This is a genomic window from Mucilaginibacter rubeus (assembly GCF_014643835.1).
GTDB lineage: Bacteria > Bacteroidota > Bacteroidia > Sphingobacteriales > Sphingobacteriaceae > Mucilaginibacter > Mucilaginibacter rubeus.
In genome coordinates this window covers 304,642-320,469 of the sequence record NZ_BMKD01000002.1, presented here as the reverse complement: position 1 = coordinate 320,469, position 15,828 = coordinate 304,642, and the positions used below count along the sequence as shown (strand labels likewise).

The window sequence follows — 15,828 nt, the reverse complement described above, 5'->3', positions numbered from 1 at the left end:
AGATGGCGTTAATTAGCTGCATTATTACCGACGATGAACCCTTTGCCCGTAAGGGCCTGGAAGGCTATGTTAAAAAAGCCGGTTTTTTTGACCTGAAAGCACAATGTGAAGACGCTATGGAATTAGGAGCGTTGTTAGCGCAGCAACCTGTAGACCTGCTGTTCCTGGATATCCAGATGCCACATTTAACCGGCGTTGAATTTATTCGTTCGCTGCCTAACCCGCCAAAAGTGATCTTTACTACCGCGTTTAAAGAATACGCTACTGATGGTTTCGACCTGGATGTGCTCGACTATCTCCTTAAACCTATACCTTTTGAGCGTTTTATGAAGGCAGCCTTTAAAGCTAAGGATTACTTTGATTTAAGGAACAATACAGATAGTGTAGATTATCTGTTTGTTAAAAGCAATGGTAAGCTCGAGAAGATAATTTTTGACGAAGTGTTGTTCATTAAAGGCATGGAAAACTATGTAGAGGTTTATACCCCGGCGCGTAAGATCATAACCCACAGTACCCTGCGGGCCTTTGCCGAAAAGCTACCTCCGCGTAAATTCATGCAAACGCATAAATCATACATAGTTGCAAATAATAAGATCACATCGATAGAAGGAAATATGTTGCATATAGGCACATTTGAGGTGCCGATCAGCAGGCAGCTTAAAGACCAGGTAATGCACGCGTTGATTAATCAGGGCAGATAGTAATCAAGTTTTAATAGTAGGATCAGAAATTTCTACGCGATTGCTTTTCATACCGGTCCCAATTAATCGAATCACACGAATTTTTCAATAGCGTAAATTTGAAATTGATGTAAAAATTAGTCCGGAAGTTTCTTATTTGTTCGCTTCTTCTTAGAAACCTATAAATTTTGTTTGAGAAGGTTTTACGTAGAGACGCATCACATGCGTCTTCCATAGGACAAGCCGCTTTGTAATAAATCATTAAGTTTGGGAATTTGCATTTGGGAGACGCATGTGATGCGTCTCTACGTTTAAAACAGTTAAAGTTAAACAGCTGCTCACCATGCTTTTTAAAGTAATTTCCCTGTGTATAATTAAAACTATTTTGTAATATGCATTTATTCTACGTTGCATTACTTACAAAACCTCATGGGCGGCAAAAAACTGTTCAACGCTTTATCTCTTTTTTTAACGGCTGGCATTTGTTTAGCCGGCAATATTTCATATGCTCAAACCCCTGCCGATAGTATTAAACTGGCCATCGAACCATCTTATAATAATGTAAGCGGTACCCACCAATTTTTTTTAGGCGATAATTACCGTAAACTTTGGACTGCACCTGTCACACTGCCTGTATTCCATCTTACCACAGAAAAAGGTGGTCTTAAAATATTGCAAAGGGGCGGGGGCAAGCAAACCAAATCATTGCGATTGCAGGATCCTACGGGGCAGCAATGGGTATTGCGTACTATTCAAAAATATCCCGAAAAAGGTCTGCCTGTTGATTTAAGGCCTACGGTAGCTAAAGATATTCTGCAAGACCAGGTATCGGCCGCTCATCCCTTTTCGGCGCTTACGGTACCCCCGCTGGCCGAAGCATTAGGCGTTCCGCATTCAAACCCTAAAATTGTTTATATTCCTGATGATCCTGCTTTTGGCGAGTATCAAAAGGATTTTGCTAACCAGGTTTTTTTATTTGAAGAACGTGAACCGCTCGACGCCGAAAAAACTGATAACACCGAAAAAGTACAGCGTAAACTACAGGATGACAACGATAACCGGGTTGACCAGAAGATTGTGCTGCGCGCCCGCCTGTTGGATATGCTTTTAGGCGATTGGGACAGGCATGAAGACCAATGGCGCTGGGAAAAGATCGACGGAAAACATGAAACCGTTTATGAACCTGTTCCACGCGATCGTGACCAGGTGTACTATAAAACTTCGGGTGTGTTGCCCTGGATAGTAGCGCACCAATGGCTTAAATCAAAATTTCAGGGTTACAGCGACGAGATCAGGGATATCAATGGATGGAATTTCAATGCCCGTTATTTCGACCGCTATTTCCTGAACCAGTTGAGCGAAGATGACTGGAAAGAGCAGATAGCCTATGTGCAAAGCAAACTGACCGATGCCCTGATCAAAAAAGCGGTGCATTTAATGCCCGATACCATCTACAAACTTTCGGGACCTGAGATCATCAGCAAAATGATAGCGAGGCGTAACATCCTGCAAAAACAGGCACTCGAATATTATAAATTCATCTCCATATATGTCGATGTACCAGCGAGTGATAAAACGGACAAATTTACTGTGGCTCATGAAACTAATGGTGACATCACGCTTACTATAAATAAGATAAAGAAAGACGGCAGCGTTGATAAGGTTACCTACCAGCGTACCTTTAAACCCGATGTTACCAAAGAGATCAGGATGTATGGTTTTGATGGCGATGATTTATTTAAGGTGACGGGCTCAACGCCATCACCCATAACTGTGCGGATGATAGGTGGGGAGGGGATGGACACCTTTGCAGTTGACAGCAGTTTAAATAATAAAGGCAAAACCTATATTTATGACCGTTCGGATCAAAAAAATGTACTTCCTCCTTCATCGCTGGCTAAAAACCGTACATCAACAGACACGGCGGTAAATAGTTATGATAAAACTGCCTTTAAGTTCGACAGGTTTGAGCCTATTATCCTGGCTAATTACAGTAATGATATTGGCATTTTGTTGATTGGAGGTTTCTCATACGAGCGGCACGGGTTTCGTAAGGAACCATATGCTTTCCGCGAAGAATTTTTGACCAATTATTCACTGGGGCGTAAATCATTTTTGTTTACCTATACCGCCGACTGGAAAAAAGCCATCGGTGAAAACGACCTGAAGATCAACCTGCTTTCGCGCGGGCCAAGTAACCTGAGCAATTTTTTCGGAATTGGGAATAACACCGTTTTTGAAAATAAGGACGACAGGAAGATCTCGTACTATCGTAACCGCTATGATTATGTTACCGGCGACGTTTCCCTGCACCGCAGTTTTGGAAACCTGCACGTAAGCGCCGGCGTTACAGGGCAGTTTTATAACAGCAAGGCATCAAACAATACTGAAAGATTTTTGAATGGCTACAATGCGACGTTTCCGGATGAGAAGGTATTTGGCACTAAGGTCTACGGCGGCTTAACAGCCAACGCAACGGTTGATACACGGAATAAACTGATCATCCCTACACAAGGCATTTTATGGACAACCACCGTGAGCGGCTTTAGCGGCGGTGGTTCAGGTAGTCATAATACTTACGGACAGGTATTATCTGAGTTTAGTTTCTATCTAAATCCCGACAGGGACTCGATATTGGTAATAGCTAACCGCACGGGATTAGGTACTACGATAGGTAATGCAGCATATTTTCAACAGATGAAACTGGGCGGCTCGCAAAATTTCAGGGGATTTCATACCAATAGGTTTACCGGTAAAACAATCGCTTATAATAACCTCGAGTTACGTTTAAAGGTTATGGATTTCACATCGTACCTGCTTCCCGGCTCATTTGGTTTGATCGGCTTTAATGATGTAGGCAGGGTATGGGTCCCCGGCGAATTATCCGACAGGTGGCACGATGGATATGGCGGCGGTTTGTATATTATTCCAGCGCAATTGGTGCTGATTGAAGCCGTAATGGGCTTTTCAAAAGAAGGATCGTTGCCTTATATATCTATTGGGTTTAGATTTTAAAATAGCTGCATAATAGCCGCGGGTTTAGCGCAGCATAACCGTGGTAAGCATGGTTAAAGTTTTCGGCTTTAACTAAATTAACCGCATTTTTTGGTGGCTCTGTTCTGTCAGTACCTTCCTGTCAATTTTAGATTTGAGCGAAAAAATCAAAAAAACAACCCAAAAATCACCAAAAAACAAGGGTAAATAAAGTGCTTTTGGAAACGCGTATTTTTTATTCTTAAAAGTTTTATTCATTGATTATCAGTTATTAGTGTCGTTTCGGGCGATATATTAAATCATTGATTTTCAGTTTGTTTCATTTTCAAGGCGTTTCGTGTTTTTACACTCAAAAAATGGAACATTTAAAAATCGGCGTCTGCGCGTTTTCATTTTTTTATGGAGAACGGCGATTTTGGGACAGGCACTTTTTTACAATTCTCCCATAAAAATAATTACACTATCAGTCCCATAGATTACCTGCTTTTATATATTTGCATATGAATCACCTCATAGCACCATCTATCTTAGCGGCCGATTTTGCCAACCTGCAACGCGATATTGAAATGATCAATAACAGCGAAGCCGACTGGATCCACGTTGATATTATGGATGGCATGTTTGTTCCAAATATCTCTTTTGGCTTCCCGGTTGTTAGCGCGGTAAAAAAACACGCAACTAAACCACTCGATGTTCACCTGATGATAGTTGACCCCGATCGTTACCTGAAAGCGTTTAAAGATGCCGGAGCCGATAGTATTACTGTTCACCAGGAAACATGTCCTCATTTGCACCGCACTATTCAGGCTATTAAGCAATTAGGTTGCAAAGCCGCCGTGGCTATTAATCCGGCAACACCTGTTTTTTTATTGGAGGATATTGTTGCTGATCTGGATATGGTTTTGATCATGTCGGTTAACCCCGGCTTCGGCGGACAGCATTTTATTGAAAATACCTACAAAAAGATCAAAGAACTCAGGACACTAAGTGCCGAAATAAATCCCGGTCTGTTAATTGAGATTGACGGTGGGGTAGATGCTAACAATATCACCAAACTGATAGAAGCCGGAGCAAATGTGTTTGTTGCGGGCACTTCAGTGTTCTCGTCGGCCAACCAGGCGGCCGCAATTTCAAAACTCAAACATCCCTAAAAGTTATTATAATGATAATAATTAAACCAGCCCTGTAGGGTTAGTTTAATTATTTGCAATCAAAGGCCCGTTTGTTGATTAATTGTATATTTTTTCAAAAAATGTAAATAATGTCTATATATTTTGTCAAATTAATTAACTTCGGCCCAACAAAATACAAACTTCCTAATAGTGTATTTAGAACCTACAATTCGTTAATATTATGAAACATAATTTTGGTGCCGGACCTGGCATTCTACCACACGAAGTTTTAAAGCAAGCTTCAGAAGCAGTTATTGATTTTAATGGTACTGGACTCTCTTTGCTTGAAATTTCGCACCGATCAAAAGAGTTTGAGGCCGTTTTAGACGAAGCTGTAAGCCTGGTAAAAGAATTGTTCAACGTTCCTGAAGGTTATTCGGTATTGTTTCTGCAAGGTGGCGCCAGCACTCAGTTTGCTTTAGCTCCTTACAACCTGTTACCAGAAGGCGGCAAAGCTGCTTATGTGGAAACCGGTGTTTGGGCTAACAAAGCTTTAAAAGAAGCCAAATATTTTGGCGAAGTACAAATTGTAGCTTCATCAAAAGAGGCCAACTTTACTTACATCCCTAAGGATTTTGAAATCCCGGCTGATGCTGCTTATATTCACATTACTTCTAACAATACCATTTACGGTACGCAGTTACAGGAGTTCTTTAAATCGCCAATTCCGGTGGTTTGCGATATGTCGTCAGATATTTTCAGCCGCGTGGTTAACGTTGCCGATTTTGGTTTGATTTATGCCGGTGCTCAGAAAAATATGGGTCCTGCAGGTGTTACTTTGGTTATTGTTAAGGATGACCTGCTTGGTAAAACCGGTCGCAAAATCCCTGCAATGTTCAACTACCAAACTCAAATTGAAGGTGGTTCAATGTATAATACCCCACCGGTATTTGCTATCTACGTATCAATGCTTACCCTTAAATGGTTAAAAGCAAAAGGCGGCGTGCCGGCAATTGAGCAGGAAAACATTACCAAAGCACGTGTACTTTACGAAGAAATTGACCGCAACCCATTGTTCAAAGCAGTGGCCGCTGTTGAAGACCGTTCAAAAATGAACGTTTGCTTCGTAATGGAAAATCCTGAATTGGAAAAACCATTCCTGAAACTTGCCGAAGAACGCGGTATAGTAGGCATTAAAGGCCACAGGAGTGTAGGTGGTTTCCGCGCCTCAATTTACAACGCATTGCCAATAAGCAGCATCTATGTGCTGATTGATGTAATGCAGGAATTTGCTGAAAAGAATAAGTAGCCCCCTAACCCCCTAAAGGGGGAACAACAATTTTAAATAATTACCCCCGGCCCTTAAAGATGTGGAATAATCACTCCCCCTTTGGGGGGCCGGGGGGCAAAACTTTAGACATGATCAAAATATTAGCTAATGACGGTATCGACCCGATAGGTAAAAAAATGCTGGAAGATGCCGGCTTTTTCGTTGATACCAACAATATCCCACAGGACGAGCTTCCTGAAAAATTGAAAAACTATGATGCTATTACAGTACGTAGCGCAACTAAAGTACGTAAAGCATTAATCGACGCTACGCCTAACCTGAAACTGATTGGTCGCGGTGGTGTAGGTGTTGATAACATTGATGTTGATTATGCCAAAGAAAAAGGCATTGGTGTTTACAACACGCCAGCATCTTCTTCATTATCAGTTGCTGAATTGGTATTCGCCAGCTTATTTGGCGCTGTACGCTTTTTGCCGGATAGCAACCGTAAAATGCCGGTTGATGGCGGTACCAAATTTAACGACCTGAAAAAAGCTTACGCTAAGGGCGTTGAGCTTCGCGGCAAAACTTTAGGTATTGTAGGTTTTGGCCGTATCGGCAGAGAAGTAGCTAAAATAGCTATCGGTGTTGGTATGGATGTTTTAGCTTATGACCTTTTTGATTTTAACCCCGAGTTAGATCTTGTTTTAGGCGGTGGTATCACTGTTAAAGCATCTGTTAAAAAATCTACTCTTGATGAGATCATCACTACCGCAGATTTCATTACCCTACATACTCCATTTATCGACAAAGCCCTTTTTGGTGCTGAGGAATTGGCTAAAACTAAAAAAGGTGTTGGCCTGGTAAACATCTCACGCGGTGGTTTAATTGATGAACTTGCTTTGGTTGACGCTCTAAACAGCGGCCAGGTTTCATTTGCTGCACTTGACGTTTTTGACAATGAACCAACCCCACGTGCCGAGATCTTGACCCATCCAAAAATTTCCCTGACCCCGCATATTGGCGCCGCTACCAACGAGGCCCAGGAAAGAATTGGTGTTGAGCTTGCAAGCTTGATCATCGAGCATTTCAAAAAAGCATAACACGAATTTGCTCTAATTAAAGCGAATACAAACTATAAAACAAACGGCACGAATTGATGAAATTCGTGCCGTTTGTTTTATATATCTTATGTAATTGCGGGCGTAGCACGGCAATCGCATGCTGTACAGGGCCGCTATGCTTCCGTACGATTGCTTCGATCACTGCCGCGGGTTTAGCGCAGCGTAACCCGTGGTTTAAAATAGTTTGAGTTTTCAACTCAAGTGGAAAGGGGCTAAAGTTGAAAACTTTAGCCATAGGCGGCCACGGGTTACGCTGCGCTAAACCCGCGGCAGATATTACTTATAATTTGTGTAATTCGCTTTAATTCGGGAGTATTCGTGTTATATAGTATACGACACACCTTTCTCCGGCAAAGTAACACCATAACCTTCCTTCTCAAGGTCATCGGCCAATAACTTCATACTTTCACTTTCACCATGTACCAGGAATATGTGTTTGAGTTTTGCTTTATCAATTGCTTTTACGGTGCTCATCAGGTCGTCATGGTCGCCATGGGCACTAAGGACGTCAGTTTGCTTAATGGTAGCATAAACGGCCAGTTCGCGATCTTTGATGTGGACGATGGAATCACCACGTAACAAACGATGGCCTAATGTTCCTTTGGCGCAGTAGCCAATGAACAGGATAGTGGCGTAGTAATTTTGGATGTTATAAAAAAGATGGTCCTGGATACGCCCTCCTTCAAGCATCCCTGCGGATGAAATAATGATGCAAGGCTCCCAATAATTGGAGATCTGCCGGCTATCCTTTAGTGTTTCTACGTAAGTGAGGTTATCAAACTCAAATTCATCGCCGCGTTTTTGGTAAAACTCCTGGGCTTCCTGGTTAACGTGGTTATGGTATTTCCGGAATACCTCGGTAGCCTGCGTAGCCATCGGGCTGTCAACAAAAACTTTAACAGGCGGCAGTAAGCCTGTACTGAAGATTTTGTTCAACGTATAAACCAAAGATTGCGTACGGCCAATACTAAACGCCGGAATAATTAAACGGCCCTGCTCTTTAATACAGGCCTTTTCAATAACCTCTATAAGGGTTTGTTCAACTGTTTTGTCCTTACTATGATAGCGGCCGCCATAAGTTGCTTCAGAAACCAGGAAATCAACAAGAGGGAGGGGCTGAGGGTCATTTAGTACGGGGTAATTCTTCCTGCCGATATCGCCGGTAAAGGCTATTGATTTTTCTTCGCCTTTATCATTTATTTTAAATACGGCTGCAGCAGCACCTAACAGGTGGCCCACCGGTACAAAAGTTAGCTCGATGTCGCCGGTGATTCTAAACGGTTTGTTGAATCCTATGGTAACGAAGCGCTCTACCGTGTCCATAACATGCTTTTGCATGTATAGGGGCTGTGCGTGGGTGTTAAATTTGCCTCTGCCGCGTTTATGGTGACCGCCCTTGCTTGCCGCTTTGCGCATGAATATGTTTACAGAATCGAGCAGCAATAATTCAGTCAGGTCTGCCGTGGGAGGGGTGCATAAGATCTGCCCCTCAAAACCTAAGCGGATCAGGGTAGGCAGGTTGCCCGAATGGTCGATATGAGCGTGGGTAAGTACTACCACGTCAATGTCTTCGGGCCGAAAAGGAAAGTTTTCGTTAGATATGATACTGCGGTCCTTTTCATAATCAAGTCCGCAATCCACTAAAATTTTATATTGTCCAACCTCGAGCAAATGCATGCTCCCGGTTACCTGCCGGGCCGCCCCGTGTATAGTTAGTTTCATTTTTATAAGTGATACCTGTGCTAAAGCGGGTATCGATAATTATATTACGTTGTAAGTAATCTTCAGTTTGTGAATATAACGGTTTACACCCGCTTTATTGCGAGTGTAAACGTATTAATGCTTTATAAGTTTAGTTAGAAACCAATAAGTTTTAAGGAGTGTTACTAAGCCTGGTTGCTTTCAAACTGAAGCTGGCTTAAGTATTTATAAAGACCTTGTTCATTGCCAATGAGTTCGACGTGGCTGCCGCTTTCTACTATATGGCCTTTTTCAAGTACGATGATCTTATCTGCTTCGCGAATAGTTGACAGACGGTGAGCTATGATGATCGACGTACGATCTTTCATTAATTCCTCAAGCGCCTCCTGTACAAGGCGTTCCGACTCAGAGTCTAACGATGATGTAGCTTCGTCAAGTATCAATATCGAAGGGTTTTTTAGCAATGCTCTCGCAATGGCAATCCGTTGCCTTTGTCCGCCTGAAAGTTTAACACCACGCTCACCCACAACGGTTTCATAGCCTTCTGGGAAGGAAGATATAAATTGATGAGCGTTAGCGCGTTTGGCAGCCTGGATGATATCTTCTTTTGAGGCATTTAAACGACCGTAGGCAATGTTTTCCATAATGGTGCCCCCAAACAACAATACATCCTGCGGAACAATGGCTACCTGGTTACGGATATCGGTAAGAGAATAGTTATCTGCTGGCTTGCCATCAAATAAGATGTTGCCGTTTTGTGGGTGATAAAACTGCAGGATTAATGAAGCCATGGTTGATTTTCCCGAACCGCTTGGCCCAACAATAGCAACACGCTGCCCTGCATCAGCATTAAAAGAAATACCTTTTAATACGGTGATTTCAGGGCGAGAGGGATATGCGAACAATACATTATCAAAAGCAAGACCACCTTTAATAGGCTGTTTAATGCCGTTTTTACTTTCAATAATGGAAATATCTTCACCCTGTTCGTGAAGGATCTCAAGTACACGCTCACTTGCGCCAACCGCTTTTTGCAGATTGGCATACAGATCAGGAAAGCTACCCATGGCGGCGCCTACAAATATCGAGTACATGATAAAAGTAGTTAGGTCGCCTACATATATTTCATGATTAGCTACCAGCACCGAGCCATACCAGATTACACCAACAAAGGTGCCGAACAAGCAGAATACGATGAATGAGGCAAAGGTACCCCTGAATTTTGCACCCCTAACAGCGATGTTAACCACCTTGCGCAGAATTTTATCGTAACGATTAGCCTCGTAAGCTTCGTTAACAAAAGCTTTTACGTTGGCAATGCCTTGCAGTGTTTCCTCAACTATGGTATTTGATTCGGCTAATTTGTCCTGAGCCTCGCGAGATAGCTTACGGATATACCTTCCGAAGAATACAGCGAATGCAACCAGGAATGGCAATATAGCTAATAGCGCAAGTGTAAGTTTGATAGACACTATTGCCAGTAAGGTAGTGCTGCCTATCATGATCACCAACTGGCGGATCATTTCGGCAAAAGTGGTGGTCAACGTATCCTGGATTTGGGAAAGATCGGCAGAGATACGGCTGTTCAATTCACCAACCCTGCGGTTGGCAAAAAAGTTCATGGGTAGGGTAATGAGCTTAAAATAGGTATCACGCCTGATGTCGGCTAAAGATTTTTCGGCCACCTGCACAAACCAAACCACCCTAAAAAACGACACAAAAGCCTGTGCAAATAATATAATAAAACCCATGATGGCAATGGCATTTAAGCCATGCGGCAGGTACTTGTATTTATAAATGCCTTGTGCTGCATCAATCAATGCACCCAGAATGGCGGGGAATGCCAGGCCTACCAGGCTTGACAAAAACAGGAAAACTAATCCGGCTATGAATTTAACCCGGTAAGGTTTTAAGTAAGTGAGCAGTTTAGCTACGTTGCGCAGGCTGCTCCGGTTTATTTTTGCTTTAGGTAATTCTGCTTCGGCCTTGCTGCCACTGTTCAGTCGTCCTCTTGCCATGTATGCGTTTGAATGTTATAAGCCGCGAATTTACGCTTTAACACGGTTCTTTTTAACAAGCAGAAATAAAATTGACGCAATCATGAAAAGTATCACTAATACAAATATGTTTTGCCGGGTTTTGAAGTGTTCTTCTGAATTGTTTAACTGTTGTTTAAGATGCGCATTTTGTTGCCTTAACCTGTTAATTACCTGTATATAACCGGCAGCTGTAGTTTCTGCCTCCTTGCTGTGACTTTGGATCCGTCTTTGCTGAAAATCACGGTATTCAAGCAGGATCTTGAGCTCTTTAAAAATAGCATCGTCTGTTTTGGCGATATCCATCAGGATGCCGGCCGAACGTCGGACATCACCTTTGGTTTGAAAGCCGAAAATGCCGGTATGCTGACCCAGGCTTTGTTCATATTGCCCGAATTTTTGTTTACGGGCAGCCAGCATATTATTTATTTTTTTACGCTGAAGCTGGTAAGCTACCGAATCGGAGTTAACAGGGCTTTGGGCCGATGCCCAACCGGTTGTTATCAAGCAAAATAAAAAAAGCAGTACTTTTTTTTTCATTTATATAAATTGCCTTATTGAAATTCAATAATCACCTTATCATTCAGGTTCAGGCCTAGAAGGCCACTTGCATTGCCTTTATTTATGGCAATTTCCAAATGGTCGCTGATACCAAACAAACAAAGTTTTTCGCCAACGGGTACTTCATTATAATGCCAGCTTAAATGGTTTATGGTTTCGTTGCGCTTAAAATTGAGCACAAAACGCCTGCCTTGCTGCACACTGTTAAAAAACTCCTTAGTTATATTGGTTATCACATTCTGAAATGAATCGATATAAATTACAACACCTTTGATCATGTTTTTTTCAATAACAGGCTGCAAATTCATTTTGTTTTCAATATCGCTCACCGGCAGGCCTATTTCATCCAGTTTGCCGCCTTTTGCTAAATGGCAGGCCGTTTTAACAAAGATATCGGCCAGGGGGAAGTGAAGGAATTTAAGGTCCTGCATAATGTTGATCTCAACTATCTCTTCGGGTTCCTGGTCAAACATCAGCGAAAAAATACCGTTATCAGCCCCCACAAAGTAGTGCTTTTTGTAGCGGACAGCGAGGTATTTGGTATGGTCATTATAAACGGTATCAATACCGATAAGGTGTACGGTATCTTCCGGGAAATAATGAAAGCTGTTTTTAAGTATAAAAGCGGCCTGCTGTACATTAAAGGCCGCAACACTGTTGGTAATATCAACAATATTTACTGTAGGCAACAATTTGTAGATACTGCCTTTTAACGCAGCCTGGTAAATATCTTTATCGCCTAAATCAGTAGTTAATGTTATAATTGCCATTAATTTTATAAATATTTATTGCTAATCTTGTAGTAGCATTTGAAGCTACAAATATTCAATTTTTAATTCATAAAAATCCGTAACTAAAAAATCAAATTAGTATTGAACGAACTTAAGCTATCAATTGAAAATGTAAACCCTGCAGTACTGTGGGGGCCTAATAATGATCATTTTGAGATCATTAAGAAACAATACCCCAAGCTTAAAATAGTTGCTCGCGGCAGTGAAGTGAAGGTTTTGGGCGATGATAACGAACTGAATATTTTCCAGGAAAAATTTTCCCATCTGATAAATCACGTTGAGAAATTTGAAAATCTCAACATAACTGATCTCGAGCGGATCCTTGGTTCGAAGGTTAATAATGCAGCTACATCTGAACCTGTTACTGCCGATAAATTTGCGAGTGGCGAAGTGATTGTGTTTGGGCCTAACGGCGTAATGGTTAAGGCGCGTACCACCAATCAGCGCCGCATGGTTGATAGTATTAACAAAAGCGATATCCTTTTTGCAATCGGGCCTGCGGGTACCGGTAAAACGTATACTGCGGTGGCATTGGCCGTAAGGGCACTTAAAAACAAAGAGATTAAACGCATTATACTAACCCGCCCGGCGGTTGAAGCAGGGGAGAACCTTGGTTTTTTACCGGGCGACCTTAAAGAAAAGATCGACCCATACCTGAGGCCTTTATATGATGCGCTTGATGATATGATCCCGGCCGAAAAACTGAAGGTTTACCTGGAGAACCGCACCATTGAGATTGCACCGCTGGCCTTTATGCGCGGCCGTACCCTTGATAACTGTTTTGTTATTTTGGACGAGGCCCAGAATGCCACCGATATGCAGCTTAAGATGTTCCTGACACGTATGGGGCCATCAGCTAAATTTATTGTAACCGGTGACGTAACACAGATTGATTTGCCAAAAAAACAACAATCCGGCCTGCACACTGCTTTAAGGATCCTGACCGATATCAAAGGTATCGAGATAGTATACTTGAGCGGCGAAGACGTAGTAAGGCATAAATTAGTACGTAAGATATTAGAAGCTTACGGGGATATACAGTAATTAGTTGATTAGAGGTTGGTGGTTAGAGATTAGTTGCAAAGCTCATTTCTAACTAACAACCTTTAGTCTTCAATATAAAGTGATTTGAGGCTATTGAAAGGGAAGCAAACTTGCAAATCCTAATCTCTAACCTCCAATCTCTAATCACTAAAAACAATGAACTCAATAAAAGAAACACATTTCAGCTTTCCGGGGCAAACGGCTTTTTACAAGGGGAAAGTACGCGATGTTTATACGATAGATAATAAATACCTGGCCATGGTTGTTACCGACCGGATTTCGGCCTTTGATGTTGTATTACCTGAAGCTATTCCGTTTAAAGGACAGGTGCTTAACCAAATAGCAGCCCGTTTTTTAAAGGCTACAGCCGATATTGTTCCGAACTGGGTTATTTCTGTTCCGGACCCAAGTGTTACCATTGGTCGTATTTGCGAGCCGTTTAAGGTAGAGATGGTGATCCGTGGTTACCTGGCCGGTCATGCTGCCCGCGAGTACGCTGCAGGCAGGCATCATGTATGTGGAGTGGCTTTGCCTGAAGGCTTAAAGGAGAATGACATACTGCCTCAACCTATCATTACCCCTACTACTAAAGCATCAGTAGGACATGACGAAGATATTTCACGCGAGGAGATCCTGTCAAGAGGCATTGTATCGGAAGAAGATTATGTAAAGCTTGAGGCCTATACCCAGGCACTATTTAAACGTGGTACCGAGATTGCAGCGAAACAAGGCTTAATATTGGTAGATACCAAATATGAGTTTGGTAAAGTTGATGGTCAGATTTACCTGATCGACGAGATCCACACGCCTGATTCTTCAAGATATTTTTATAAAGAAGGGTACGAGGAACGTCAGCAAAAAGGTGAGCCGCAGAAACAGCTTTCTAAAGAGTTTGTACGCAAATGGCTTATCGAAAATGGCTTCCAGGGTAAAGAGGGGCAAGTAGTGCCGGTTATGACCGAAGAGATTGTTAATTCGATATCTGAGCGTTATATAGAGCTTTACGAAAAGATTATTGGCGAGCCATTTGTTAAGCCTGCCGAAGGGAATGTATTAGCCCGCGTTGAAACAGCAATTAATAACGCGTTGAGCGTTATGTAATTTTAAAATATCCATAAAATATTTATCTTAGCTTATTAAATTTAATAAGAATGAAATTTACTGTAGATAAACATGAGAAATATATATTATTGAAACTTAATGAATCAAAATTAAATTCAATAGTAACGCCTCAGTTAAAATCAGAACTGATTTTGATCAATACAGAGGGGCAGCGCAACATCATTCTCGACTTGTCGCAGGTGAAATATGCCGATTCATCAGGCTTAAGCAGTTTGTTGGTTGGTCACCGCTTGTGTAAAAATGCTACGGGTTCATTTATTTTGGCGGGTTTAAATGACGCAGTTGCGCGTTTAATAACCATATCACAATTGGATAATGTATTAACCATTGTCCCAACCGCCGAAGAGGGGGTCGATCTTATTTTTATGGAAGAGATTGAAAAGGAATTAAAAAAGGAAGCAAGATAAACCATTTGATTGTTTACCTATTATGAAATTTGAGGTAACAATACTTGGCAGCAGCTCCGCAACCCCCATCTTTAACAGAAATCCTACTTCACAGGTGCTCAATATCAATGAGCGCCTGTATTTAATAGACTGCGGCGAAGGCACTCAGCAACAAATGCTCCGTTTTGATATCAAAGCCAGTCGCATTGATCATATTTTTATAAGTCATCTTCACGGCGATCATTATTTAGGCCTGGTTGGTTTATTATCATCCATGCACCTTAACGGTCGTAAAAAGGCGCTTAAACTGGTATGCCCCGTGCAGTTGAAAGAAATAATTGATCTGCAATTAACATATTCAGATACCGAACTGCAATTCCCTGTTGAATATATATTTACCAATGCCCAACAAAGTGAAGTGGTGATCAATAATAGTGATGTTGTAGTTGAAACGATACCACTTGATCACCGCATTGCCTGTACCGGCTTTTTGTTTAAGGAAAAGAAAAGACTTCGTAAACTTATTAAGGAGAAAATAGAAAGTCTCGACATCCCGGTTGCTTATTATTCGGTATTGAAAAAAGGGGGGGATTATACTGATGAAAAAGGCAAAGTTTACAAAAATGAAGAGCTAACTATCGATTCGGCCGAGCCTAAAACCTATGCCTACTGCTCCGATACGATGTATAATGAAAACTATTTCGGCCAAATCGCCAACGCCACATTGCTTTATCACGAGGCTACTTTTTTAAATGATATGCTTGACAGGGCAGTTATAACCCATCACACCACCGCGTTGCAAGCCGGAGAGATAGCCCTGAAAATCAACGCCAAAAAACTGCTCATAGGCCATTTTTCGGCCCGTTATAAAACCCTGAATGAGTTACTGGATGAGGCTAAAATAAATTTCCCCTCAACTGAACTTGCAATTGAGGGGAAAACCTTTTTTATAGAGTAGGGAGCTGAAAGCTTCTAAATTATATAAAGTTATTGATTAACTCCACATA

At 41.8% G+C, this 15,828-nt stretch carries 13 protein-coding genes; 9 read left to right on the top strand and 4 right to left on the bottom strand.

The genetic code is table 11. The features are described from left to right. The first annotated feature begins 2 nt into the window (after positions 1–2). The 5 genes from IEX80_RS07785 to IEX80_RS07765 all read left to right on the top strand — a co-directional run bounded on the left by IEX80_RS07785 (position 3) and on the right by IEX80_RS07765 (position 7,159). Positions 3–701 carry a LytR/AlgR family response regulator transcription factor gene (locus IEX80_RS07785; protein WP_188832565.1) on the top strand — a complete coding sequence of 233 codons (699 nt, stop codon included), beginning with the start codon at positions 3–5 and terminating at the stop codon, positions 699–701. Positions 702–1,109: 408 nt separating this feature from the next. Then, complete coding sequence (locus IEX80_RS07780) at positions 1,110–3,695, top strand: BamA/TamA family outer membrane protein (protein ID WP_229701560.1); 2,586 nt, start codon at positions 1,110–1,112, stop codon at positions 3,693–3,695. A 479-nt stretch (positions 3,696–4,174) separates the two neighbouring features. Then, a complete protein-coding gene (gene rpe, locus IEX80_RS07775) occupies positions 4,175–4,825 on the top strand; it encodes a ribulose-phosphate 3-epimerase (protein ID WP_188832564.1) in 651 nt (216 codons plus the stop codon). 202 nt (positions 4,826–5,027) lie between these two features. Beyond that, positions 5,028–6,095 carry a 3-phosphoserine/phosphohydroxythreonine transaminase gene (gene serC, locus IEX80_RS07770; RefSeq protein WP_188832563.1) on the top strand — a complete coding sequence of 356 codons (1,068 nt, stop codon included), beginning with the start codon at positions 5,028–5,030 and terminating at the stop codon, positions 6,093–6,095. Positions 6,096–6,205: 110 nt separating this feature from the next. Next, positions 6,206–7,159: a D-2-hydroxyacid dehydrogenase gene (locus IEX80_RS07765; RefSeq protein WP_188832562.1), complete on the top strand. Its 954-nt coding sequence runs from the start codon at positions 6,206–6,208 to the stop codon at positions 7,157–7,159. Positions 7,160–7,501: 342 nt separating this feature from the next. Here the strand turns inward: IEX80_RS07765 and IEX80_RS07760 are convergent, their stop codons facing one another. From IEX80_RS07760 to IEX80_RS07745, 4 genes are all read right to left on the bottom strand, one after another. Next, entirely contained in the window at positions 7,502–8,902 is a 1,401-nt protein-coding gene (locus IEX80_RS07760) for an MBL fold metallo-hydrolase (protein ID WP_188832561.1), read from the bottom strand. 164 nt (positions 8,903–9,066) lie between these two features. After that, a complete protein-coding gene (locus tag IEX80_RS07755; RefSeq protein ID WP_188832560.1) occupies positions 9,067–10,899 on the bottom strand; it encodes an ABC transporter ATP-binding protein in 1,833 nt (610 codons plus the stop codon). Between the two features lie 30 nt (positions 10,900–10,929). Then, on the bottom strand, positions 10,930–11,457 hold the full coding sequence (locus IEX80_RS07750; protein ID WP_229701559.1) for a hypothetical protein: 528 nt from the start codon (positions 11,455–11,457) through the stop codon (positions 10,930–10,932). A 14-nt stretch (positions 11,458–11,471) separates the two neighbouring features. After that, positions 11,472–12,248 (bottom strand): SAM hydrolase/SAM-dependent halogenase family protein, encoded by a 777-nt coding sequence (locus IEX80_RS07745; RefSeq protein ID WP_090527124.1) that lies wholly within the window; start codon positions 12,246–12,248, stop codon positions 11,472–11,474. 102 nt (positions 12,249–12,350) lie between these two features. On the opposite strand from IEX80_RS07745, the gene IEX80_RS07740 reads away from it, so the two are divergent. The 4 genes from IEX80_RS07740 to IEX80_RS07725 all read left to right on the top strand — a co-directional run bounded on the left by IEX80_RS07740 (position 12,351) and on the right by IEX80_RS07725 (position 15,779). Further along, positions 12,351–13,313: a PhoH family protein gene (locus IEX80_RS07740; protein ID WP_090527126.1), complete on the top strand. Its 963-nt coding sequence runs from the start codon at positions 12,351–12,353 to the stop codon at positions 13,311–13,313. 156 nt (positions 13,314–13,469) lie between these two features. After that, positions 13,470–14,414, top strand: a complete 945-nt coding sequence (locus tag IEX80_RS07735) for a phosphoribosylaminoimidazolesuccinocarboxamide synthase (protein ID WP_176627427.1) — start codon at positions 13,470–13,472, stop codon at positions 14,412–14,414. A gap of 50 nt (positions 14,415–14,464) precedes the next feature. Beyond that, on the top strand, positions 14,465–14,842 hold the full coding sequence (locus tag IEX80_RS07730; protein WP_090527130.1) for an STAS domain-containing protein: 378 nt from the start codon (positions 14,465–14,467) through the stop codon (positions 14,840–14,842). Between the two features lie 22 nt (positions 14,843–14,864). Beyond that, positions 14,865–15,779, top strand: a complete 915-nt coding sequence (locus IEX80_RS07725) for a ribonuclease Z (RefSeq protein WP_188832559.1) — start codon at positions 14,865–14,867, stop codon at positions 15,777–15,779. Positions 15,780–15,828 lie beyond the last annotated feature (49 nt).